This window comes from Streptomyces pristinaespiralis, from assembly GCF_001278075.1.
Lineage (GTDB): Bacteria > Actinomycetota > Actinomycetes > Streptomycetales > Streptomycetaceae > Streptomyces > Streptomyces pristinaespiralis.
In genome coordinates, this window is the sequence record NZ_CP011340.1 from 8,448,432 (window position 1) to 8,471,825 (window position 23,394).

At 67.5% G+C, this 23,394-nt stretch carries 21 protein-coding genes and 2 pseudogenes; 14 read left to right on the forward strand and 9 right to left on the reverse strand.

All coding sequences use genetic code 11. From position 1 onward, the window contains the following. Positions 1 to 204: a hypothetical protein gene (locus SPRI_RS36130; RefSeq protein WP_005322151.1), complete on the forward strand. Its 204-nt coding sequence runs from the start codon at positions 1 to 3 to the stop codon at positions 202 to 204. A gap of 275 nt (positions 205 to 479) precedes the next feature. Here the strand turns inward: SPRI_RS36130 and SPRI_RS39660 are convergent. Further along, a pseudogene (locus SPRI_RS39660) lies at positions 480 to 770 on the reverse strand (NF041680 family putative transposase); the annotation flags it as partial. A gap of 183 nt (positions 771 to 953) precedes the next feature. After that, complete coding sequence (locus SPRI_RS36135; RefSeq protein ID WP_234020481.1) at positions 954 to 1,799, reverse strand: TolB-like translocation protein; 846 nt, start codon at positions 1,797 to 1,799, stop codon at positions 954 to 956. Between the two features lie 316 nt (positions 1,800 to 2,115). On the opposite strand from SPRI_RS36135, the gene SPRI_RS36140 reads away from it, so the two are divergent. Beyond that, complete coding sequence (locus SPRI_RS36140) at positions 2,116 to 2,703, forward strand: SUKH-4 family immunity protein (protein WP_037775672.1); 588 nt, start codon at positions 2,116 to 2,118, stop codon at positions 2,701 to 2,703. Between the two features lie 211 nt (positions 2,704 to 2,914). Here the strand turns inward: SPRI_RS36140 and SPRI_RS36145 are convergent, their stop codons facing one another. Next, positions 2,915 to 3,592 (reverse strand): hypothetical protein, encoded by a 678-nt coding sequence (locus SPRI_RS36145; RefSeq protein WP_234020482.1) that lies wholly within the window; start codon positions 3,590 to 3,592, stop codon positions 2,915 to 2,917. A gap of 354 nt (positions 3,593 to 3,946) precedes the next feature. Between SPRI_RS36145 and SPRI_RS36150 the strand changes: the two genes are divergently transcribed. Further along, positions 3,947 to 4,552: a hypothetical protein gene (locus tag SPRI_RS36150; protein WP_037775674.1), complete on the forward strand. Its 606-nt coding sequence runs from the start codon at positions 3,947 to 3,949 to the stop codon at positions 4,550 to 4,552. Between the two features lie 150 nt (positions 4,553 to 4,702). Then, on the forward strand, positions 4,703 to 5,212 hold the full coding sequence (locus SPRI_RS36155; RefSeq protein WP_005322163.1) for an AAA family ATPase: 510 nt from the start codon (positions 4,703 to 4,705) through the stop codon (positions 5,210 to 5,212). 107 nt (positions 5,213 to 5,319) lie between these two features. On the opposite strand, the gene SPRI_RS38665 is transcribed toward SPRI_RS36155, so the two are convergent. Next, complete coding sequence (locus SPRI_RS38665) at positions 5,320 to 5,535, reverse strand: hypothetical protein (protein ID WP_158685259.1); 216 nt, start codon at positions 5,533 to 5,535, stop codon at positions 5,320 to 5,322. A gap of 107 nt (positions 5,536 to 5,642) precedes the next feature. On the opposite strand from SPRI_RS38665, the gene SPRI_RS36165 reads away from it, so the two are divergent. Together SPRI_RS36165 and SPRI_RS36170 are read left to right on the forward strand one after the other, a co-directional pair. Further along, positions 5,643 to 5,942, forward strand: coding sequence for a hypothetical protein (locus SPRI_RS36165; protein ID WP_106428505.1), 300 nt, complete (start codon positions 5,643 to 5,645; stop codon positions 5,940 to 5,942). 255 nt (positions 5,943 to 6,197) lie between these two features. Beyond that, positions 6,198 to 6,575 carry a relaxase domain-containing protein gene (locus SPRI_RS36170; protein ID WP_053556604.1) on the forward strand — a complete coding sequence of 126 codons (378 nt, stop codon included), beginning with the start codon at positions 6,198 to 6,200 and terminating at the stop codon, positions 6,573 to 6,575. A gap of 165 nt (positions 6,576 to 6,740) precedes the next feature. Here the strand turns inward: SPRI_RS36170 and SPRI_RS36175 are convergent, their stop codons facing one another. Then, the gene (locus SPRI_RS36175) at positions 6,741 to 8,429 is read right to left on the reverse strand and encodes a Helicase associated domain protein (protein ID WP_005322170.1); all 1,689 of its coding nucleotides are present in this window, start codon (positions 8,427 to 8,429) and stop codon (positions 6,741 to 6,743) included. A 626-nt stretch (positions 8,430 to 9,055) separates the two neighbouring features. Between SPRI_RS36175 and SPRI_RS38670 the strand changes: the two genes are divergently transcribed. The 3 genes and pseudogenes from SPRI_RS38670 (at position 9,056) to dnaB (ending at position 11,322) form a co-directional block, all read left to right on the forward strand. Further along, positions 9,056 to 9,307: a hypothetical protein gene (locus tag SPRI_RS38670; RefSeq protein WP_005322172.1), complete on the forward strand. Its 252-nt coding sequence runs from the start codon at positions 9,056 to 9,058 to the stop codon at positions 9,305 to 9,307. After that, a complete protein-coding gene (locus SPRI_RS37715) occupies positions 9,304 to 9,918 on the forward strand; it encodes a DciA family protein (protein WP_005322173.1) in 615 nt (204 codons plus the stop codon). Before SPRI_RS38670 ends, SPRI_RS37715 begins: the two co-directional genes overlap by 4 nt. Before the next feature lie 133 nt (positions 9,919 to 10,051). After that, positions 10,052 to 11,322 (forward strand): annotated as a pseudogene (dnaB, locus tag SPRI_RS36185) (replicative DNA helicase). Between the two features lie 101 nt (positions 11,323 to 11,423). On the opposite strand, the gene SPRI_RS36190 reads toward dnaB, so the two are convergent. After that, complete coding sequence (locus SPRI_RS36190) at positions 11,424 to 12,674, reverse strand: hypothetical protein (RefSeq protein WP_005322175.1); 1,251 nt, start codon at positions 12,672 to 12,674, stop codon at positions 11,424 to 11,426. A 601-nt stretch (positions 12,675 to 13,275) separates the two neighbouring features. Here SPRI_RS36190 and SPRI_RS38675 point away from each other — a divergent pair. The 4 genes from SPRI_RS38675 to SPRI_RS39665 all read left to right on the forward strand — a co-directional run bounded on the left by SPRI_RS38675 (position 13,276) and on the right by SPRI_RS39665 (position 17,376). Beyond that, positions 13,276 to 13,959, forward strand: a complete 684-nt coding sequence (locus tag SPRI_RS38675; protein WP_158685261.1) for a hypothetical protein — start codon at positions 13,276 to 13,278, stop codon at positions 13,957 to 13,959. Then, positions 13,956 to 15,344 carry a hypothetical protein gene (locus SPRI_RS38990; RefSeq protein ID WP_050791661.1) on the forward strand — a complete coding sequence of 463 codons (1,389 nt, stop codon included), beginning with the start codon at positions 13,956 to 13,958 and terminating at the stop codon, positions 15,342 to 15,344. Before SPRI_RS38675 ends, SPRI_RS38990 begins: the two co-directional genes overlap by 4 nt. Before the next feature lie 518 nt (positions 15,345 to 15,862). Then, entirely contained in the window at positions 15,863 to 16,411 is a 549-nt protein-coding gene (locus tag SPRI_RS36200) for a hypothetical protein (protein ID WP_037775682.1), read from the forward strand. After that, complete coding sequence (locus tag SPRI_RS39665) at positions 16,408 to 17,376, forward strand: coiled-coil domain-containing protein (RefSeq protein WP_234020483.1); 969 nt, start codon at positions 16,408 to 16,410, stop codon at positions 17,374 to 17,376. Before SPRI_RS36200 ends, SPRI_RS39665 begins: the two co-directional genes overlap by 4 nt. Positions 17,377 to 17,448: 72 nt before the next feature. Here the strand turns inward: SPRI_RS39665 and SPRI_RS36210 are convergent, their stop codons facing one another. Together SPRI_RS36210 and SPRI_RS36215 are read right to left on the reverse strand one after the other, a co-directional pair. Then, positions 17,449 to 17,676: a hypothetical protein gene (locus tag SPRI_RS36210; protein WP_005322180.1), complete on the reverse strand. Its 228-nt coding sequence runs from the start codon at positions 17,674 to 17,676 to the stop codon at positions 17,449 to 17,451. Between the two features lie 210 nt (positions 17,677 to 17,886). Further along, complete coding sequence (locus tag SPRI_RS36215; RefSeq protein ID WP_063805317.1) at positions 17,887 to 19,995, reverse strand: KAP family P-loop NTPase fold protein; 2,109 nt, start codon at positions 19,993 to 19,995, stop codon at positions 17,887 to 17,889. A gap of 1,080 nt (positions 19,996 to 21,075) precedes the next feature. Here SPRI_RS36215 and SPRI_RS40020 point away from each other — a divergent pair. Next, positions 21,076 to 22,809, forward strand: coding sequence for a zinc-ribbon domain-containing protein (locus SPRI_RS40020; RefSeq protein ID WP_359660367.1), 1,734 nt, complete (start codon positions 21,076 to 21,078; stop codon positions 22,807 to 22,809). 215 nt (positions 22,810 to 23,024) lie between these two features. Here SPRI_RS40020 and SPRI_RS39670 read toward each other — a convergent pair whose 3' ends face one another. Beyond that, positions 23,025 to 23,339: a hypothetical protein gene (locus SPRI_RS39670; RefSeq protein WP_238996192.1), complete on the reverse strand. Its 315-nt coding sequence runs from the start codon at positions 23,337 to 23,339 to the stop codon at positions 23,025 to 23,027. Positions 23,340 to 23,394 lie beyond the last annotated feature (55 nt).

A 23,394-nucleotide genomic window follows, 5' to 3' on the forward strand; every position in this document is an offset into this window, starting at 1 on the left:
GTGGAATTGTGGGTCGCAATCAGCGGTTTCGCGGCGGTTATTGTGCTCTATGGCGTGATCCAGTGGGCCATCGACGTGCGGCGCGAGCGCGACCATGGCAGTAACAGTCACTGGCAGACGCCCGTCGGCCCGGCCGACCACGCCGGTGGAGCATCGGGTCAGACATTCTCCATGGGCGACGGGGGCGGAGAGAGCCCGTCATGAGGAGGACCGCCTTCCGGCCGGCCACCGCCCGCCGGTAGACGCCAAGCAGGAACACCGTCCCCCGGCGGCAGGCTCCACTCGCTGCCGTATGACCACACCCCCGACGTCATCCCTGGCCGGCAAGGACATCTGCTGCACACTTCCGCCTCGGGGTCCGCCCGGCGGCCGAGGGACCAGGCGGGCGGGATGCCACCAGCTCGAGGCGCCAGATGGTCGGCTCCGGCTGCTCGATCATCGGCGGGAAATGGCTGAGCTTTCCCTGTGACGACCCAGGATGAGTACCCGAGAGTCTGCTTGAGAGTCGAAAGGTGCGCTCCACGTCGAACCGGCGAAGGAACGCCTGCCAACAGCGGTCGACGCGTCCTGAGGATCGGCGCCGGTGCCCGACCACCACAGCCAGACAGGCTCATTCACGCCGCCGCTGGGCAGTTTCTCGACCGACAGGCGGATCACGGTGTGCCCTCGATGATCGGCAGCGGTCCTTCGTGATCGCCCCATGCCGCCCGGCGGGTGAGCCGGGGATGCAGCCGGCCCCCCGCTTGCGCCGTCGCGGTCCGCTGAAGTTGCCTCACCCGCGACGTTGCGCGCGAGTTTGCGGCCATCACCACCAAGCAGATCACGCCAAGTATGGCTGAACTGCTCATCTGGTGGTCTCCACTCGACCGCGGGGTCGGGTTCCTGGACGTTGGAGTGACCATGTCGGCGTGTCGTCATACCGTGCGCACCACGACATGTCCGGGTGTGCGGGTTCAACGCCCGTCGAGCCGCCACAGGTAGAGGAGCGTCTGGTCCTGGGAGACCGTGTACCAGGTGCCGTGGCCCGCCCCACGAGCGCTCCCGTGGACGGGGAAGGGGTAGGCGATCCGGCCGCGCAGCGTCATGGTGGCTGGGTCGACGAGCCAGTGGCGGGGGTCGCCCATGTCGTACCCGGTGCCCACGACAGCGGCGTCGTCGTGAGGGAAGGCCGCCTCGTAGTCCCAGCGCGCGTGGTCGTCGCCCGAGGGCGGCGGTACCGCGTCCGCGGCGGCGAGTCGCCGCAGCTCCTCGCCGTCCTCCTTCTGGAGGAGGTAGAGGCACCACTGCCCCGGATCCGTGGCCAGGAGGTGGCGGCCGGACGGGCTCACGGCGAGGAGCACCTGCTCGTCGAGTCGCCGTACGGAGAGCGTCCGGCCGTCCCAGCGCCCCCACAAGGCGGGTGAGTCCTCGTCACCCTCGCCGACGGTCAGGCCCATGTACGCGGGGTCTGGGTGGGGGGTGGGGAACGAAGACCCTACCGTCCCCGTCCCGACCCGGCCCAGGACCGTGCCGTCGGCGGGGTCCAGGACCAGCCACTCCTCCAGGTCTTCCCCCGAGTCGCTGCGGACGTGCGCCCAGAGGAGCTTGCCGTCGGGGGAGAAAGCAGCCGAACCGTGGTCGGCGTAGCGGTGGTTGCGGTCGTCGGCGTATTCGACGAAGGAGGTGTGGGGCTCTGCGCACACGGTGGAGGACCAGCAGCCATGCCGGACCTCCCACAGCACGGCACCCGCACGGTCCACTGCCCGCAGCGCGTGCACGCCGGCGAACACGGCCACGTCCCCCGCCGGAGAGACCGTCACCGAGCCGAATCCACGTGGCCACGGCGCGGGGAAGCGGACCTCCGGCCCGTTTTGGTCCAGGTCGCGGACGGCTACCTCGGTGTCGCCGCGCTGCACCAGAAGCCGGTGGCCGGGCCCGCACAGCACGTGCGGGGCGTCCGCCGACGCAGGGCTCAGCAGTGCGGGGCGTCCGCCGACGCAGGGCTCAGCAGTGCGGGGAGGGTGGCGAGGAGACGGGCGGAGACAGGCACGGAACTGGACCCCCACGGACGGCATGGACGCTGTGTGTGGGATGGTTCCACAGCTCGAAACAGGCGTCCGGAGGGGAGCCCACCAGGTGGCCGAGGAGAACGGCTCGGGGCGGTACACCCCTCACTGGGTGCGCCCCGGCCATTGGGCTCAGAACGGCACGCTCGACCTGCCCACGGCGGACGCACGCGAGGTGGCCGACTGGCCCGCGCCGGTACGGGAGGCGTTGGAGGTGGCCCGCAGGTACGGGCTGCCGCACGGGGACACGATGTGTCTGCCGGTGCCCGGCTCGGCGCCCTTCTCGCGTGTGGCCGGCCGTTTCTGGAGTCTCGGACTGACCGATACATGGCCCGCTCCCGAGTACGTCCTCGACGAGACGGGCCGTGTGTGGGTGCTCGCGGAAGGCGTCGACCCCGCCAAGCGGTTCGTCAACTCATCCATGATCGATTTCCTCGACGCGCTCGCCGCCTGGGAGTACCGCTGCGAACACGTCGACGACTTCGACGACTTGGAGCCGCCGGACGACTACGGAGGCGACGACGACCCCGCCGGGGAGGCCCGGGTCGCCTTCGGGATGGAAATCCGGGACCGCCTGCGGGAGCTCGACCCGCCCGCATTCGAGATGGACACCTGGTGGGACCGGGTCTACGAGGAGGTGGGATACGACGCGATCTGACGGGCAATCGCCATAGCGAGATCGAAATTTTCGAATTGCCTCGCAAGATGATCGTGCTTCCGTAACCCTCCGCGACCGCTCCCCAAGATCTGTGCCAGAACCCCCACATCGGGAGGCACCGCAGCCCGGCCCCGGTCGATTCACGTGTGCCTGACGAGGAAAACAGGTCAGTGTTGGCGAGAGGGATGGCGTGATCCAACGCTCGTCCGCATCAAGAGAGAGCGCTGGTGACGACTTCGGCCGACTCGTCAGCCGACTCGGAGGTCAGACGGTAGAACCCCTGAAGACTGACCGAGCGCTCGAGACGGCCATCCACCACGTGCTTCAGGCTGCGGGTCTGTCCTCGGCGGTTACGCCAGGTAGGCCTCGCAAGCAGTTCGCCGGGGATCGGCACATCGAAGCGTACGGGCGTCGCGTCCACATGGACTGCCACGGCGCCGCAGCCATCGGCACCGAGCATCGACCAGTCGCCGTGCCCGGAGTACGCCGGGTCTTCCCATGTTGCGGGGGGAGTGCCACAGCAGGCGCGCCGCTCCAAGTCGATCACCCGCAGCCGGCTCACCAGGAACACCTCGCACCGGTTGACGTGCAGCGCGTACACCTCGTCCCCAGCACGCGCACCCGTCCACGCGGGCAGGGAGGAATGAATGCCGCTGAAGGCGACCGGCGGTCGCTCGCCCACGCGGCCCGCCTTGCGCAGAGCCCGGCACGTGTCATGGGTCCACAAGACGGTGAAGGCATCAGACATGCCGTGATCGTATGAACGGAGGCTGACAGCCTCCCGCCTCACGGAATCTTCTACTCCCGCCCCGGCTCCGCCGCCCCAGCCGGACTTCGTCGACGCCTTCACCAGCACGACGATGATCGGAACCGAGAAGAAGAGCGACACCAACCCCACGCTCAACAAGGCGATGCGGCCGCAGGGGAACACCGTGACCGGCTGAGACGTCGGGCCCGGCCCTCCCACCGCAGGACCGGGCCCGAGCGGGGTCCTGCACATGGATCACGCCCGCGCGCTGCCTCACCAGCGGTTGGCCCCGCTGGACGAGCGCCTGGCCGGCACGGTGGCCAGGCCCGTCGTCCTGCCCGAAACGATCGTCGTCGACCGGGGCCGGCCACGGTCCGCGTCTTGCACGTTTGCCCGGGGAGCGCGGTGGAAGAGTCGCCCCCGAGACCGTCCGGCCGAGTCGCTGGCGGGACGGCCGATTCTCCTCGACGTCCTGAACAGAACAGGAGCCCGCCGTTGCGCCTCTACGCCGAGATCCCCGCACGCCGGAACCGCCAGGTGCTCGTGGACCTGATCGCCGTGGCCCTGATCGCCCTCACGGTGTGGGCGGCATTCTTCGTCCGCGACATGATCATGCTGCTCGCCGAGCCGGGGCGGAAGGTCGAGAGCTCCGGAGACGGCCTCGCCGAGGAACTCGGCAACGTCGGGGACGCGGCGTCAGACGTACCGCTCATCGGCGACGTTCTGCAGCAGCCGCTCCAGTCCGCAGCCGACGCCAGTACCGGCTTCGCGGACGCCGGCGCATCGCTCCAGGAGACCGTCGCCCAGGTCGCCGACGTGACGGCCACGGCTCTCATCGTCCTCCCCGTGCTCCTCATCCTGGTTCTGTGGCTCCCCCCGCGCCTGCTCTGGATCCGCCACAGCATGACCGTCCGCCGTCTCGCCGACGCGCCCGGCGGCGCCGACCTGCTCGCCCTGCGCGCCCTCACCGGCTCGCCTGCCGCCCTCGTCAAGCTGCCCACCCCGCCCGGCGGATTCGCCGACGCCTGGCGCCGGGGCGACCAGGAGGCCATCGCCACCCTCAGCGCGGTCGCCCTCGCACACACTGGCCTGCGCCCCTGACGCACGCCTCCCACGGCGAGGGACAGCCGACGCACGGATACAGGTCGGGGGACCGGGGCGCGTCCGGGCCGGCCAGCCCGCCACAAGGTCCTCGGCGACGAAGCTTTCCACGAACTCCCTACGTACTTTGCAGCCCAGTGAGAGCGGCTCATGTCAATGGCCGCCGTTATCGTGCCGGTCGTGGTGGGAACCGAAGACACACGCCTCATCGTGGTCCGCGGCAACAGTGCCTCGGGGAAGTCATCCGTCGCAGCCGGCCTGCGTGAGAAGTTCGGCCGCAACCTCGCGATCGTCGGCCAGGACAACCTGCGTCGGATCGTGCTGCGCGAACGCGACCGGCCCGGGGCTGCGAACATCGGCCTGATCGACCTGACCGCCCGCTACGCCCTGGACAACGGCTTCCACGTCGTCGTGGACGGCATCCTGTACGCCGACCGCTACGGCGCAATGCTCCAGGACCTGCTGCGCGCACACAGTGGCGTCTCCCGCTGCTACTACCTCCACGTGCCCTACCCGGAGACGGTGCTCCGGCACGCGACTAAACCCGATGCCGAGTATCTGCAGCACGTCACCAAGGCTCACCTGCGCGACTGGTACCGGGAGATGGACCTGCTGCCCGACGGCCTGGAAACCGTCATCGACCCGGCCAGCACCCTGTGACGCCTATGAGGTGTGGACCCTGTTTCCCCAGGCAGGGGCGTTCCTGTGAGGTGACCGAGGAACCTGTGCGCCGCTCGTGCCGACGCCGGAATATTGGTGACATCCGGTTACCGGTTGAGCTCCGCGTCCTGGGGGCAGCCCGCTCCGAGGCTCCGTCGCGGACTCAGCGATGCGGTGGGGCGTACTCCGAGGGTTCCGCGGGCTCGCAGCTCGTCCAAATCTGGCAGGTGGACGCCGGGCAGTGTGTCGAGCAGGTCGGCCTGGGCGGCGTGGAGGTGCGCGGGAGTCTCGGGGCCTGTGCCGAGGTTGCGGCGATCGGTCACATGATCATCGTACCGGCGGGCCGCAGGGCTTGTTTCTGAACTCCCAGATGTATGACGATCGTTCGCTACCGTTCGCGGCAGTCTGTATGCGTCTGCAGGGTGGTGAAATGACGACTCGTCCATGGCTCACGGTCCTGGCCTATGTTCTGGTCATCGTCGGCTCGACCATGTTCTTCATGAACGCCGAGGCGCTTTTGAACGGCGACGCCGTCGAGTGTGACGGCAGCCCGATGAGACCCGGTCAGTGGTGTGCGAGCTTCAGCGGCGGCGAAAGCTTCAGCTATGACGAGGAGAAGGAGAACGAAGCCTGGGGGGAACTCGTCGGTTACGCCGGGGTAGGCCTCGGCGCCCTCGGCATCGCCCTCTTCACCAGCCTTTGGATCACCACGCGACGAAGAAACCGATGACGTACTGCCAGCCGTTCGCGCAACGGTCACTGTGACGGCTTCACGAGCGGTGCACCTTCGGCTTGATCCAAGTGCCTCTTTGGGGTTGCTGAGCGAGAGCCCCCGTGGTGGCCGTCACGTCCCGCTGCGGGGACTCTGGCTTGTCTGCGGTGCTGTTGCACCGGAGCTCTGCAGGTCCGGCTCTGCGGGCATCGGCCGGGCCGCCGGTCGGATGGGCGCCTGATGGTGCCTGGCCCGTGGCGCGCCCGTACGGGCGTGATTGCCGCACGGTTCCGGCACTTCGAGGACCGCGACGGCGGCCCGCTGCTCCACGACCATGTGCTGCTGTCGGTCAAAGTCCGCCGCTTGGACGGCCGATGGGGCACCCTGCACACCCGCCCGTTCCTCGAGTACGCCGTCGCGCTGTCCGAGCTCTACAACCAGCGGCTCATGGAAGAGATCTGCGAGCAGTTCGACCTCGCGACCGGGGCCCGGTACCCCCCCCGGGCCTGCGGCCGGTCATGGAACTCGCCGGCATCCCCGAGCAGCTCATCGACTTCACCGCCACCCGCAACACAGCGGCGTGCGTTTCCGGATGCAGGGCCGGATTCGGCCGGGCGGGCCTGCCAGTTGCCCCCATTGAGTGCCCGCTGACCGGCCCGATGACAGACCGCGACCGGCCCAGAGCGCCACGGCATCCGCGGTGGCTGCGCTGTCGCACCCTCACGCCCACCCTGATTCTCGGTGTGCACCTCACCTACGGGCAGGCGGTACATCCCGCAGTACCGTGCTCGGCACTGGACTGCCTGCGCCTGTGCCTTACGTCCATCGCATCCCGATCGCGGACAGCTGCTCCACCCGTTCCGGGGACAGCGTCGTGGCCCGGCTGCGCTGGTTGCTGATCCACGCCCCGAGCCGGAGCTCTCGCTGTTCCTGGTCCTTGCCGAGGATGATCCGTTCGGTGTGTTTGCGTGGCACCTTCAGATGTCCCTCGCGCTCGAAGAACTGCCGGGCCGCGGCGAGGTGCATCGCCCACTTCTCCGCCTGGCTGGTGCGTAGTTTCGGCTTCTCGTCCTCGGTGGCGGGTGTGATGCCGAGGACGTGTTCGCACATCCACTGCTGCACGCCGGTGAGCTTGTCGAAGCCGAGCCGCTGCGCACGGACCCACCGCCCGAGGTCCTCGCCCCGGTGTACGACGTCACCCGGCTCGGTGGGCAGTTCGCCGCCGACCTCCTCCAAATGCAGGCGGGTGAGGTGGAAACAGCGCTGCCATTCCACCGACCAGGCCGGGCACCAGGACGGATCGATGTCCTCCAACTGCTCGCGGCGTTCCTCCGACAGGGCGCCGGACCACGACTGGACCGGCAGTCCCTCGGCCTGGCGCTGCTCGAGGTCCTGAGCGCGCCGGGCGGCGGCCCGCTGGTTCTTGAGCCAGATGCCGACCTTGTAGCCCTGGTGGGTGGCGTCCAGCGGGGCCAGGAGATGGCCGTGTTCGGCCGCCCATCCGCGCGCGGCGACCAGGCCTTCCTCCCAGGCGACGTCGAAGTGGGACCAGATCATGCCCAGCCTCTCCAGCTGGGCGATGCGGTCCTCGTCCATGTCGCCGCGGGCGTAAAACCTCCTGGCGTCGGCGGTCCACTGCCCCAGCGGGAAGTTGGCGAGTGACGCCGGCCATCCGACCCCCTCGGCTTCCTCGCCCTCCGGCACGCGGTATGTGAATGGGACGCGGAGGTCGCCGTGTTCGCGGGCGTAGATGACGGCGGCTTCCACGCCGCGCCGCCAGTGCTCGTGCTCGGGGTCGAGGACGCGCAGGTTGATGAACGCAGCCAACTGTGCCGGGTCGCGCGGCGTGGAGAACTTCAGCAGCGCCCGCGCGGGCGCCGACGGCCCACCAGACCCGATCCCCTCGCCTCGGTTCTCCGGGCTCCCGCTGCGGCTCCGGACGCCTGTGACGCGGCTCTGCGCCTGCTGCTCCGCCAGAGCCTCCACGACGCGGGCGTCGTGCGCGCGCAGCGCCTCCAACAGCTTCGCCAACCCGCCGAAGGCCCGCGAGGTGAGCATGTTGTCCGCCGTCTCGCCCGGACCGAGCAGTACCGGCACCACCAGGCTTGCCACCTTGCCCTCGCCCGGCTGCATCCGCAGCGCCCGGCCCACGGCCTGGGCCAGGTCCGGCATCGACCCGCGTACATCCGCCCAGTACACGGAGTCGCAGTTCTTGGTGTCGACGCCCTCGCCCAGGACCTTCACCGAGCACAGGAAGCACTTCTCCACCACGCTGCCGTCGCCTGTGATCCCGGCCGCGAACTCCCCGAGCAGCCGACGGCGGTGGAGCGGCTTGTGGTCGCCGCACAGCCAGTTGGCCCAGATCGTCTTGGGGTACAGCTCCGGGTCGCTGGTGTTCAGCTGCGCGGCGATGTCGGGAAGCCCGGCCGCGAACGCTTCGGCCTCCTTCACCACGTGGTGGAACACCAGCGTCCGGCGGAAGCCCTCCTCTGCGGACGCTGTCACCAGCGCGGTCTGCAGGGCGGCGAGCCGCGCCCCGCGGACCTCGTCCGTACTGAAAGTCTGCGGGGAAGTGTCAGCTGGGCATCGTCATCTAAATGTCAGTGGTGCAGCCTCGGTGACCTGGTAGTTGGCACTGATGGATGGTGCTCACCTGTTGCTGACATGGGTGACGAAAGGCCAGGTCATTCTCACGCCGACTGCTATAGCAGGTGCGGGGTTTGTGCTGGTCGGAGGTGGTGGGCCGTAAGGGAGCGTAGCGAGTTTGCTGGCCATGGCGGTCCTGGTCGTGCACGCTGCCAGGGTTACGGTGCCCGCCTTGGCCGGTCCGGTCGCCTGGCTGTCAGCCCGGCATGATGAAGGAGATCTTGGGGGCCTTCCCGTGACTCGAAGACCACGACGCCGACACCAACACTCAGGAGATCCGCCAGGACCTCGAGCGGGCCCTGGCCCTGCTGGACGACGCGGTCAGCACCTCCAAGCCGACCACCCGCTGTCCCGAGCACCCGGGCGGCCCCGTCGGCCCGGACGCCGCGGACCTGTGTCTGCTGTGCGAGACCCGCCGGCGATCGGGGACGCGCGTACCGAATCCGCGCTCCGCCGGCGGGGAGGACGATGAGGCGTCGGCACGCGTGCCCTCGAGCCACAGGATCCGTGAGGACCAGCCGCAGCCGAGGAAGCGCTGGGTCCCCGAGATGTGGAACGGGCTGGCCTGGCAGATGTGCGGCACTCCCCGCCACAGCGAGCCCGAAGCCGAGCAGTACCTGAGCCGGCTGTACCAGGGTCCGCAGGCAGCGCCGGCCTATCGGCTGGTGTACGCCTTCACCGACCACAGCGTCGTCCGGGTCTGGGGTACCCCGGCGCTCCGCCAGGTCGAACTTTGAACGACCAGCACCCGGGCAGCGAGGCACGCGTCGATCTGGCGGCACTGGCCCTGCGCCGGGCTCGCGAGGACGCCCGGCGGGGCCGCTTCACCGAGCGCGCCCCCGCCGTCCGCCGGCAACGCGTGCGGGGACGGACCCCGCCGGTCCTTCTCGCGCGAGTCCTGCTTGACCTGTTCGCCGTGTCCGAGGCCTCGCCGCTGCCAGCCTGGCATTCGGTGGCCGGCCCCCTGGCCCAGCACGTGGTCCCCACCGACTTCGACTCCGAGACCGGGACGCTCACCCTGGCCGGCCCCTCGGCTGCCTGGCTGACCAACACACGGCTCGTGGCGGACCGGCTGGTGCAAGGGCTCAATGACGTGCTCGGTGCGGGCACGGTGCGCCATATCCGTCTGGTGAAGGAAAACCCCTCCCAGGTTCCTTTGCTGCCCCCGATGCCGGACAGCTTACGTACACCACGACCGGAGCCGACAACTGCGCCGCCCGACCCCGCCATCGAGGCGGCTCTGAACCGACAGGCCCGTCAACTCCCGTGCGAAGCAGACCAACCCCTCCTCCGGTGGGCAGGCCGAAACGGTGATCATGCAGACCCGAGCGTGGCTACTCTGACCTGATGCCGCGTGCTGCGGCCAGCGGGACCTGGGAAACGGACATGGGGGAGAGGGAACCGGGGTGACCATCGACGACAACGACGCCGCACTGCACCATCCGCACGATCTTGAAGCGGAGAAGGGAGTGCTGAGGGCGATGCTGCTGTCCAAGGACGCGATCGCCGACATTGTCGACACCCTCCACGGGCACGACTTCTACCGGCCCGCCCACGATCTGATCTACACGACGATCCTCGACCTGTACGGGCGGGGCGAGACCACCGACCCGCTCGCCGTAGCCGCCCGCCTCACCCAGCAGGGCAGCCTGGAGAAGGCCGGCGGCTCCGCCTACATCACCGCCCTCGTCAACGGGCCTTCCTCTGCTCGGAGCTGGCAGACCAATGCCGACCGCGTACAGAACGCGGCCATGCTGCGCCGAACCAAGATCGCCGCGATCCACATCGAGAACCTGGCCTCCGATGCCGACCTGGACGCCGTGGACCGCATCGCCGACCAGGCGCAAGCCGAGATCTTCGCCGCCACCACCCGGCGCCCCCTGCTACCGCCGGCCAGCCCGCTCGGCGACGTCATGGAGGACACCCTCGACTGGATCGAGGCAACCGGCGGCCGCGACGCAACCCTGCCCGGCGTGCCCACCGGCTTCACCGACCTGGACTCCCTCACCGGCGGACTCCACCCCGGCCAGCTCACCGTCATCGCCGCCCGGCCCGCCATGGGCAAGTCCACCCTCGCCCTCGACTTCGTCCGCTGCGCCAGCATCAAGCACAACCTGCCCAGCGCCGTGTTCTCCCTCGAAGCCGACCGCAACGAGATCGGCATGCGGCTGCTGTCCGCCGAAGCCCGCGTCGCGCTGCACCACATGCGCTCCGGCACCATGACCGACGAGGACTGGACCCGCCTCGCCCGACGGATGCCCGACGTCAGCGCCGCCCCGATCTACATCCAGGACGGCGCCTACTCCAACGTCCACGACCTGCGCGCCCACTGCCGCTACCTGCAGGCCCGGGCAGGCGTTCAGCTCATCGTCGTCGACGCCGTCCACTTGCTCACCTACGGCACCAGACCGCTCGGCTCCCGCTACGAGGAAATCTCCGAGATCGCCCGCTGCCTGAAACTCCTCGCCAAGGAACTCCGCCTGCCGATCGTCGCGATCTCCACCCTCAACCGCAGCCCAGAGCAGCGCACCGACAAGAAACCCATGATCAACGACCTGCGGGACTCCGGCGCCCTCGAGGACAACGCGACCTCGTCATCCTCCTGCACTGCGAGGACGCCTACGAGAAGGACTCCCCCCGCGCCGGCGAGGCCGACTTTATCGTGGCCAAACACCGCCACGGACCCACCGCGACCATCACCGTCGCCTTCCAGGGCCACTACTCCCGCTTCGTCGACATGGCCCAGACCTAACCCCTGCAGCTGTAGGTTCTCAGATCCCGTGTCATTTTCTCAGTCGCGATGTCATGTGACTGGCCGAACTGACACGGACTGAGAATCGCTGGCCACTGCCGTCACTCGTTTGAGGACTCCGTTGCCAGCGGGATACCGCACCGCGGGCAGCCGTTTGCGTGGTCGTCCTGGCAGACGTAGCCGATGGCACCTTCCACGCACCATTCGGCGGCCTCCTCGGACAGCAGGTCGGGCCCGGCAAGGAGCAGCCGACGAAATTCCGTGGTGTCCGCAATGTCGGCCGGCCGGTTGGTGAACCACTTGTCGAACCAAGGCTTGTCCCGGTGTATGCGCCAGTGCGCATTCTCCCGGTCGTCGACAGCCGTAAGGAACCGATCGACGATGCGCCCCCAACTCGGTGCTCCGAACCAGCCGTTGTCGGACGCGCAGAAGGATTCGATCAGAGTTCGCAGGCCGAACTCCTTCTCGGTAAGGCAGTACCTTCGCCCCCATGAGATCGCGACCTGTGCCATCCCCGCGAGTTCTACGCGCGGATCAACCTCGTGTGCCGGGTCGTCAGGGTTGTGGCAGGCCAGCCCGAGCTCGAGCACAGACTGCCCGGTCGGTAGAACCCGGGACGGGTTGACGATCGCGAGACCGAGACCGATCCAGTCGACATGGTCGAACGACAGCATCGAGCGCACGAGTCGGGTGGTTGCCGTGTTGATCCGCATCATTGTGCCGTCGTGCAGCGGACTCTTCCCGGCATGCCAGTTCTCGACGGGTGTGTTGCGCCACACGGCGAGCGTGATGCGGGTGGCAGCGAGCCACAGCAGGGCGTCGTCGTCGAGGTGCCCGAACCGCTTGGCACACTCCTGGGCGCCGTAGGTGATCAACTCTTCCGGTTTCGGCCACCTGTGGCTGTCGGGCCCTTCAGGCCCTTCAGGCGCGTACTCGTAGTCGTCGGCGTACTCGTCGAGGATCGCGCTCAACTCGGCGGCGCTGTAAGCCTCGCTGTACTCGGAGCTGTCCGGCTCCTCGACGGTGTACATGTCGTGGTCCCAGGAGACGTACACGTCGCCCCAGAGTACGACGTCATCGCACTCGCTGGCGTTGTCCGTCACAACCGGCCTGATGGTGATCGGGGCAGTACGCCCGTCGGTTCGCTCGCCGTCCTTCTTGGCTGCCCATGCGGTGATGACCCCGAGCGGCTTCGGAAGGAGAGGGCCGACCTTGGTGATGCTGAACGGCTCGTCGTCGTCATCGGTGTCGAACCGGCTGTTGACGAACGCGACCGCCTCGGAGGGCGTGCTGACGATGGACTGGGTACCACTCTCGTTGTCAACCACTCGCCACAACGCGCTGTTCTTCACGATGCTCTCCGATCGCGGTGAGTGCACCCGGGGCGGGTGCGATGCGCCGGGTCGCTCGGCACTGACTCCAATTATGGGCTGATCAACCCGTCCGTAGTCCCGCAGGCCCTTGTCGGCGACGACGCTCGGGACGTTCGTGTGCAACGAAGGTGTGTGAGTGGGTGGAACGGATGGTTGCCGATGCAGGTTCGTGACGCCCCGGGCCGCGTTGCAGCCTGCTGGCCAGCCTGAGGAAATGACACCGATCTGAGACAGCCGCCTGCCGACACATCGTGAGACTCAAGGGAAATATCCAGGTCACAGGGTCGGCGCCTGACACTGAAGTTGAGAACCTACAGCAGCACACCGCGAACGAGAGGAACCATGGCCACCAGATCGACGACGCGGGCCCGCCCCCCAACCCAAGCAGGTAGACAAACCAGAGGCACCCAAGCGGCTGGCACCAGGAACAGAAGTTTCCCGAGAGCTATGGCTACTGAGCGGGAACGAATGCGCCTAGCCTGGCTGCGGAACGCGGCTGCTCAACGAGAATGACGACTGGGTAGGCGAGATCGCACACATCCGCGGTGCCAAGAAGGGGTCCGCACGGTTGGACTCCTCTATGACCAATCAGGAGCGCGCGGACTTCGACAACCTGCTGATCCTCTGCCCCACGCACCACGAACAAGTGGACGGCAAGAACGGCCGTACCCTCCACACCGTCGCTGACCTGACGCGCATCAAGCAGCAACACGAGGACCGCTTCCGGCGCGTGATCACTGTCATCGCGGAGAGCCAGGACGAATACGTCGACCTGACCCGACGCAACCGCGTGACGCCGTGCACGACGCTCGCGCGCCTCCTGCCCGACCAGGATGAGGAAACGGCCGCCTGGAACGCTGAGGTGGCCAACCGGTTCGCCGACGAGCTGCGCCGCGTCACACTCGCCGCCCGTGGACTGCTCAGCACGGTCCCATCGCGCCGTCGTTACAGACGCTGCACGATCTCCTACCGCAGCGTGCCGCTCTTCCGCTTGCGACAGACCTTTGGCGTGGCGGTGGCGGTGCCCGGCAGATCCCGCTCTTTTGTAGATGTCCGGGGTACGCGCCGCCAGGCGCGGGTAGTGTCTGTGTCAGCCGAGTCCGGGTCTTCGTTCGTAGCGAGGACACCAACTGGCACCCCAACTTGCCTCTTTCACCGTCCGGGGACGCGGCCGCACCGTGTCCACCAGCGGGTTCCTGTCTGTGCGCGTGCGCCGCCCGTCCGGTGTGCCCCGCGCTCTTCCTCTTTTGGAGTCCCGCGATGACGTCATCGCCGACCGTGGCCCGGGCCATCGAGTTCCTGTGCGAACACACCTCCAGCAAGAGCCGCGTGCTGGCCCTGCTGGCGCACGACCACGGGCCCAGTTCTCTGACCGCCGTTCTGACCTGCAAAAACCCTGAGCACGCCTTCGAGGCGACAGGCATTCTGCGCCGGGTCCTGGCGCTGCGTGACGCCGCAGCCGTCGATGACGAACTGACCGCTCTGACGGCCCAGATGCCGGATGCACCGGCCGGCTCCCTGCGCCAGGCCGTCACGCGAGCCGCGAGCGGGACCTGGCCCGCAGAACCCGGCACCTTGCTCACGGCGACGGACCCGGACTCGGAGCCGTTCGACGACGAACCGGATTCCTCGGCAGCGCCCGCAGCGGCGGGCCATCCGCGGCTCAAGGACCTGCCGGGGAAGGTCGTGCGGATCACCCACCTGCGCGAGTTCCACATCACCGACGAAGACGCGCTCCTTCACGCCGCTGCCCGCCGCGGCTGGGAACCGCTGCCGGCGTCCGAACTCGGCGACGACGACCCACGCGACCTGGCCGGCGCCGTGATCACCCTCACCGAGGACAGCGACGTCACTGGCAGCCAGACGCTGGAAGACCAAAGCTCGGCAGAGGTGCTGAGCGTCGAAGACGGCGACGAACTGGCCGACTGGAGCGCAGCGCCCGTCGTCACCCGGTTCGTCCACGGCTGGCGCCTGCGCCAGCAGCGCAAAAGGCCCGCAGCCGGTGAGCAGACGCCGAACTTCGCCGCCCTCTTCGCCGTACGGGACTGCCCCTGCAAAGGCGAGGACCCCGACTGCGAGGAGTGCGGCTGGCAGCTCACCCCCCGCACCGCCGACCTGCTCCACACAGCCCTCGTTCTCCTCGCAGACCAGGCCTACGACGACGCACACCGCCTGGGGGACCAGTTCCTGCCGGACGCCGACGCCACCACCTGGGAAGTCTTCGACCGGCTGCCTCCGCTCACCTGGACGGCCGACCACCGATGGCGGCGGCGCATGGCGCGCGCCTTCGACGACCTGGCCGCAGACCTCGCCCGGGGCAAGTGGCCCGAACCCACCTGCACTGCGGAGGAGATGGCCCTGCACCTGGCCATCGAGGACGCCCCCACCCACCTGGAAGATCGCCCACCCACGGATCCCCACCACACGCTCCCCGAACACGGCGACGACTACAGCTGGGACGACTGTTCCGATCTGCTGTTCCAGGACCACGACGTCCTGATGCTCTTCGACCCGAAACTCGGCGGTATCGCAGACCCGGAGGACCTAGCGAACCAGTCCGTGGGTGTGGGCGACCTCAGGGCGGCCGCCTGGTTCGAGCCCTTCGGCAGCCACAGCGTCCGCGATCCCGGGCGAGGCTTCCGCCGGTAGGGCACAGCGCCTCCACGCCGGGCGCCGTGAGACCCTGAGCCGGGGCTTGAGCGCGGAGTTCGCAGGTCGTCCGCCCGAAGACACCCTGCAGCACGCATCCAAAGGCCGGTCATGCGGGCGGAGTTGCGTCTGCGGGGACCATCCGAGGCGGCAGTCCCAGTGTGGGCGATCGAGAGAAGCGCAGCGCCGTTAACCGTAGCTTTGCGTCGGCGACGAAGCGGTGGGACGCCGGCGCACTCGCCTTGGACGTTTTGCCTTGCCGTCTGCTCTACAAGGAAGGAACGGCACAACGGGAGCATGAGAGTGATGACCAGTGAGAAGAAGTTGCGGCTGGCGACTGTCCTGAACTCAGTTCAGGATGGTGAGTGTGATGCCGGGCCGGGGCACCCACTTTGTCCTGACTGGAACGGACCTCGAAAATACGGCTGGATACCGTCGATCAATTTCGGGCTGTGGCGTACTGCCCGTGGGAAGGCCTTGGACGTCAGACGTCGGTCCGTGGTCAGGGGGACGGAGCAGTGAGCAAGGTACGGCATGAGATAGAAGCCGAGTACCGGCAACTGCAGCAAAGGCTTCTCGCCCGTCATGGTGAGACGGCCCGGTATGAGGCAGGGGATGAGAACTTCGGTGCCGAGTACGCCCGGCTGCTCCAGGCGGCCGACGAGCTCCTGGCATTCGAAAAGACCATCCCCGCCAAGCTTGCTGAGCCCGAGCGGCAGCTGAGCGAGCGCATCGTGCGGATCTCGTGGCTGGGGCAGACCGCTGTCGCGCTCGCGCTGATCGTGCTCACCTTCGCCCTGGGGCACTCGGCTTGGTGGCTGGTGGTGCTGGTACCCCACTGCATCGCCACACTGTCCCTCTCCTTCCAGAAGGTCACGGACAAGAACCACCGCTTCTACCGGCACTTGACCATCGGCCTGCACCTGGAGTGCTTGCTGGTCGCGCTCATTACCTTGAGCGTGATCTCACTGTGGTTCGTGATCCTCGCCATCATCGGGTGGCTCGTCCTCGCCGTCACGGTCAGCGAAGGACCGGGCGACGCGGTCAAGAAGGGACAGTCCAGGTGAGCCTGAGCGACGACTACAGCTACAAGATACGGAGCTTGGACAGCCGCATCGAGGACCTGGAAAACGACCTGGAGTCACTGAAGACAAGCTTCGGCTACATCGACGACCTCGAACACGAACTCCGCAGCATCCGCAGCGCGGTGAGCGACGCCGACGACAAGGCCGACGAAGTCCGCAGCAACCTCGAGGACCTGGACACCGAAGCCCGCGGACACATCGCCGACACCGGCCGGGCCCTGAAGAAGCTGACCGCGCGCATCCAGCTGATGGAGGCGAACCTGGCGGCCGCGGACAAGATGCCCCGCGCCGACTTCGACTCGTTTCCCGCTTCGTGGCGCGCCCTTGGCGTACTCGCCGGCAAAGCCCGCGCAGCCCGCACCATGCTTCTCACACACGTTGAGCGGGACAGCAATTCCTCCTCCATCCGCTCCCACCAAGAGGCCGTCGAGCAGCGCAACGAGCAGTACGCGGCAGTCCTGACTGCTGCCGAAACCCTGGCCAGCACAGCGTTCGGCACACCCCAGCACGAGCAGGCCAGCCAGGCCTTCACCACGGCCCGACACCAGGCTGACCAGTACGCTCGAACGGCAAGCCACCGTGCCCCCTACGCCCGGCGTGCGCGGGCCGCGCTGGCCCGGGACCGTGAGACGCGGGTGCGCGATGCCGAGCTCCTCACCGAAGGCATCGAGGCTCAGAAGCAGCTGTACCAGAAACTGCGCAATCGCATCGCGGAGGCGATCCGGGCCAGGTCACTGCTGCCCATGTGGTTCGTGACGGTGCTCGGCCCGGTTGCGCCGACCCGCAAGACAGAGGACTGGCTGGAGGCAGCGACATCCCTGCTTGCCTACCGCATCACCTACAACATCACCGACCAGGTCCTCGCCCTGGGCGGAGAACCAGACGACGACGATCCCGGGCGAGATCAATGGCGTCAGGAACTGACCGAGGCACTGCGCCACTGGTAACGCCCGGCGAGCATGCCGTCGCGGCACAGTGCCGCGACTGACCGAGGTGGTTGTGGGCACGCTGAGGCAGATTCATTCCATGATTCGGTCGACGAACAAGCCGGCGGCGGTTGCCCCGGCGGTGACGGCCACGGGCCAGGAATTCACGGTGAGGATGGCGAACAAGCTGGCGCCGATGCCGGTCAGCGCGACGAACAGGAAGATTGTGGCGGAGCGCTGGTGGAGCAGCCCCTTGCTCTTGCCGACTTGGTATGTCTGGACCTGAGAGCACCACGCTCCTGCTGCCGCTGAATACGGCAAGGCCCTTTCCCGGGCAGTCCTTGGCGGTGCAGGCGATGCTGGCGTTCCACCGCACGACCGCGCCACTGCGCGGTGCGGGCCTTCTGACCGCAGGCCTCCGCACTGGCCGTGCCTTGCTGAGCTGGTGCCAGAACGCTACGAAGCACGGTGGGCGGGCAGTCGGTGATGGGGAAGACGTGGCGCGAGCCGCCCGCGGAGCATGGTGCGTGGTCAGAACTCCTTGGGGCGCCAGCCTGTCGCGTACTTCTCGTACAGAGCCAGAGCGGCCGCCAGGTCCTCGTTCAGCTCGACCGTCCCCTCCTGCAGGCACTGCTGCAACAACGCGACGGCCTCGGCCAGATGCGCTTCCCCGCCGTAGACGCTCACCAGGGAGTCCCACCTGAGCTGCTTCTCGGTCCGCACGGCCACGCTACCCATCGTCTGGCTGTGTACCGGCGCCACTCCGCTTTCCAGCAGGCGCGCGACGACGCGGGCATCGAAGGCCGGCTCAAGGACAGGCGGACCGTCTGCTGCTGCCACAAGGACCGTTCGCAGCAGCATCCGCTCGTCGGCAAGGTCCTCGGGCCCAGCCGTGCGGAGCTGGGAGGCAAGTTCCTGCCTGAGCAACCGGGCGGATTCATCTGGAATCAAGCCCTGCTTGCCTGGACGGCCCGCGGCGATGTCGAGCAGAAGGACCTTTCCGTACAGGCTCGGGATGCCGTGAAAGAGGTTGCGGACGGTGGGATCAACCGCGTCGCCGCGGAGGTTGCGCAGCAGAACACTCACCGGGCTCAGCACCGCCCATTCACCGCCGGGGGAATACATGCCCGTGGAGCCCAGCCGGACCCGCGGCAGCTGCCGCATCAACGCCGCAGCCGTAGACAGCACGCTCTCCTCAGGCAGGTCGCGACAATGGGGGACCAGACGCTTGAGCGTGTCGTCCAGCAGGGCATCCGGCACCTGCCCCAGTACCTCGTCGAGCGCGCTCTCGTCGCCGATGCAGGCCACGGCCTGGTCGATGCCCGCAGCGGGTGCCCGTCCGGCCGGAAGCCTGCGATGGAGATAGAAGTCCAGTACCGTGCTGCAGGCGACCCGCCGGTCCCGCTCCCAGGCCGGGATCCAGTCAGAGCCGTAATTCGGGCCGCCGAAAAGCCGCTCGGCGGCCGGGAACAGCAGGTGGACGACCGTCCGGGCGTGGCCGTTCAAGAGGCCGGTGAACTCTTCCACGAACGCTTCCTCACGTGCTGCCCGGTCTGTGCTGGGCCGGTACATCGTCTTGGCTGGCGCCAGCAGGTCTGCGGCAGTCGGCAGCATCGCGTGCGCTGCGGGATAGCGCACGCGAAGGGCCTCAAGCGCCAGAACGTCGACCAGATTCACCTCCAGACCCAGGCTTCGCACGGCCAGTGGCACCGATGCCAGATACCGCTTCACATCCCGGATGGTGGAGAACATCGGGAGAATCAGTTGCACGAGCACGTCCGGCCACCGCGACGCATGGAACAGCCCGGACTCGATCCCGTCGAGCGCCTGTGCCAGTCCTTCCGCGATGACCGGGGAGAGTGCCTGCGTGGGCAGCGGCGGCACCTCCACCGACATCTTCACGATCTTCTCCAGGTACGCGGATCCTCTGACCGCCTCATCCGTCAACGCCGCCTCCACCACCTCGCGGTCGAAGCACAGGACGTAGACGATGTTCGGGAACGAGCCGGTCAGACGCACCAGGCGGAAGAGATCTCGGATCTCCTGCTGTGACAGCCGGTCAATGTCATCGATGAACACCACGATCCGTCCTGGCAGTTTGATCAGGAGCTCAGTGAGCTGCGCTCGTTGTTCATGGATGGTCCCCTGTTCCTCGCCAAGGAGTTTCGACGTCCCCGCGGCGACCGCGCTTGCGCCGTCCAGGACGACGCCGGCTCCGGGGACGAACTTCAGTGGCGACAGGGCGGCTGAGTACCTGCCCAGCCGCTCAGCGACGGTGCGGCCCGCGTCCTTGAGTTTGTCCTTCAGCCGGCGCCCGTCCCGCAACTGCCCGGCCAATTCGTCGAAGAAGAACCGCATGAGCTGGTCCGTGCCGGAGAAGAACCACGGGTTGAACTGGACGACGTGCACGTCATCGACCGCGTCCAGAGCGCTGCAGGTGAGATTCGCCAGCGACGTCTTGCCCGAACCCCACTTCCCCGTCAGTGCGACAACTGCGCCGTGCTTCGCGGACGTTCGACGGATTTCCACGGCGAACACATCAGCGAGGTCCGCACGCTGCAGCAAGTCCTGGCTGGCGTCATCGATCGGGTCATCTCCGCTGAGAAGACTGCCGACGTGGATCGATGCGTTGTCCGTCATGCCCCACCCGTTTTCGGTCCTAGAGCCAGCGAGCGTAACGCCGCCCTCTGACAGTGAGGCGGCGGCTGGGTACGCCGACGCCTTGGCCACGGCGGATGCGGCCAAGAAGGTCACGGTGTAGGCAGCGAGGCCCCGGTGGGGATGAGGGCGGTGCCGCCGGTGAGGGTGTACCACTTGTCGGCGCCGATGTACTGGACGGCATGCACGCGCTGGCCCTGTCCTCGGTGAGGGTGGTGCGGACGGTGAGGTCACCGGTGATTGCGCCGGCTGGCCTCCTACGAACGCAACCTGGCACAAAGCATGCCGCCATCATGGCTGGATCTGGTGCAAGCCTTCGCGGCGGCCTGCGCCATGCAACCGCCTCACTACGCCAATGGCTGTGGACCTGGGCTGACGGTGGCACCGTCTGGGAGGACTTTCTATGACCGCCCTTCTTTGCACGGTCGCGCTCTGACGTCCATCTCATTGAATCGCGAGGTGCGCTGGTGCGTATCCTTCTACTCCCTCGCGTGGTGCGTCTCACAGGGTTCGGGGCTCGGCCTTCAACCCGCAAGCTGAGCAGGTATCTTGGGGGCGGGCTCTCTCTCAAGCTTCATCAGTTGAGAGGGGACATCTCATGCACAACAGCAAGCCCAGCAAGCGGCAGCGACTCCTTGAGTTCGCGGTCCACGTCGCAGTCCAGGCGACGGGCACCGTTATTGGTGGCCTGATTCTCGCCTGGCTCGGCCAGCAGTAACGGGAGAGGGCCAAGTCCCCGCACCGGCCATCCCCTGGCCCACGCGGGGGCGGGACCAGTCCGCCAGAGGCGTAAGTCACCAATCAGCCCCCAGTTGGCGGCTTGCTGCCATTTCACCAAGCTGCGGACAGAAACGCACAGTCACGCTAGAGTGACTGACGGCTGACTTCGCCAGCCTGTGCGACTCCGGAACTCAACCCACGCTGTCTGGGAGTTGGCCAAGGATCTCCGATTCGCGAGTGGTTGGGTCATGCCGTTATCACGGCGCTGCGCGTGGGGCACGCCGAGAAGGAGATCGGTCCGTGACCAGGGGCAACGCCCGCAAGAAGACCGTGCGCCAGCGGATGAAGGAGACTGGGGAGCCGTACGCCCTGGCTGCCCGAAGCGTGCCGCCCCCGCCACCTCCTGGGCCTGGCAGTGGTATCGCATCTGCGTCAGAGCCTGACCCCGATCGCTGCCAGCAGTGTGGAGCCCGGAACAGGGCCAAGCATCCGCTGTGCCTGGCGTGTCGTCGCGACCTTGTCGCGGACGAGTTCGTTGAGAACCTGAGCCGGCCCGGTACACCGTGGGAGGCTATGAGTGGCGGCGTTGCCGACCTGTGTCGGTGGAAGTGTCGCGCATGCTCCTCAACGTGGTCGGCTAAGCTCAGCAGCCGTACGGGTACCAACCAGACCGGCTGCCCTGAGTGTCACCGGACTTCCAATAGGGCCCCGTCTCCCGCCAAGTCCCTCAAGGCGCTACGGCCCGACATCGCACGCCAGTTCCGCCGCAACATCGAGATGCCGGGCCGCGGTCCTGATCGTCTCGGTCCGGCTAGCCACTATCTCTGCGAATGGGAGTGCGACAGCGCGCATCTGTGGTCCGCGCGGGTTGTTGACCGGACCGCAGGAAATGGTTGCCCCGATTGCAGGACTCACGGCCGCTCCCGGTTGGAGTTCGAGGTCGCAGCGCTGCTGTCTGCCGCTACCGGGCTCGTCGTAGAGCTTCATCAGACAGTCACGCTTGCCACCGGACGACGCCGCGAGGTAGACCTTCGGCTGCCCGAAGTGCCGCTCATCATCGAGTTGGACCCGATGGGGAGCCATGCGTCGTCGGAGGGCGTCGATCGGGATACCCGTAAGACGCAGCAACTGATTGCCAATGGGCATGCCGTCCTTCGAGCACGTCATCGCGGCCTTCCAGTGCTAGGCGTAGACGGCTACGTGCACGTCGAAGTAGCGCCAGGGCTCAACGCCTGGTCATGGGCTCGAGTGATCGGGCGATCGCTCGATGCCCAAGGCATCGCTTGGAAAGACCTTGACCAGGATGGGATCACAAGCGCACTTACCGCAGCAACCAGGAGGTGGTCCGAGGTCTGCGCTGCGCCTCCTAGCCCATCGGCTCGAGACGCTGCCCCACATCTTGCGGACGAGTTCCGGCGCAATCTTGATCACCCAGGCCGAGGTGTGGACTGGATGCCGCCCGGCTGCACAGACCGTTGCGTCTGGCAGTGCCAGATGTGTTTGCGTACCTGGGAAGCAAGGCTCGACAAGCGGACGCTGCGCGGACAAGGGTGTCCGGACTGTGGGCGGCAGAAACTCGCTCAAGCGATCATCCGTCCGAAGTCCGGCGAGTCGCTCGAGGATCGCGAACCGGACATTGCTGCGGAACTCGTCAAGGTGATCAGCGACCCGCTGATGACCGCGCAAGATCTCCGGCGAGGCAGCGGGCTGAAGTGCTTGTGGCAGTGCTCGGTCTGTGGCCACGAGTGGGAGGCGACTCCAAACGCGCGCACAATCCCAGGTCGGAAGAGTGGCTGTCCTCCATGCAGCGTGAAACGCCGCGGCGCAGCACGCCGGCGCCCCGCTGCAGGGCAATCGCTGGCTGACCTCAACCCCGACCTCGCGAAAGAGCTGGTCAAGGTAATCGATGACGCGATGCTTACAGCTTGGGATATTGGGCCAGGTTCCGGGAAACGGTGTCTTTGGCGCTGCGCAGCCTGCGGCCACAAGTGGACCACTACTCCCGACCAGCGCACGAAAAGAGGTACAGGCTGCAAAGCTTGTTGGGAGCGCCGCCGAAGGGGTCGCGCCAAGTAGGCGGTGGAGGCACGGAGCAGATCGTGCTGCGGGAATGAGGAAGCGAAGCAGGCCGGGGAGTCAAGAACCACCGGCCTGTCCGCCGCTGGCGCCATGCCGGCATATCGGCGGCCTGCATCCGGCGGTTGCCAACCGGTGCGTGAAGGAGCAGGCCGCATTGGATCAGCGGTTCGTGCTCGGCGCCGCCTCCAGCGTCGGGTCCGCGTCCGTGAGCCTCACGATCCTGTGATGCCAGTACCACCGCATGTTTCCTGCTTGCCTGCCGTCAGCATCCTCCTCAGCACCTCGGTGGGCATTTCCGCCCACCGGGCCACCTCCTCCAGCGGCACCCCACTGTTCACCGCCGCCACCGCGGTCCGCTTCTGCTGGGTGAACGCCTCGATGCGTTCCTTCCTTTCGCGGAGCTCCTTCGGAATCTCCGCGTGCGCCGAGTCGAACGGCTCCTCAATACCGACCACTGCCGGGAACGGCTGGTCTGCCGTCCCGATGCCGTAGACGGGAACATCGGGGACGAGCGGCAGCACGATCACGCGGGATCCCCCCTTCGGGTTGAGCATGGCGGGCAGGTGCGGCGTCCTGCGAGTG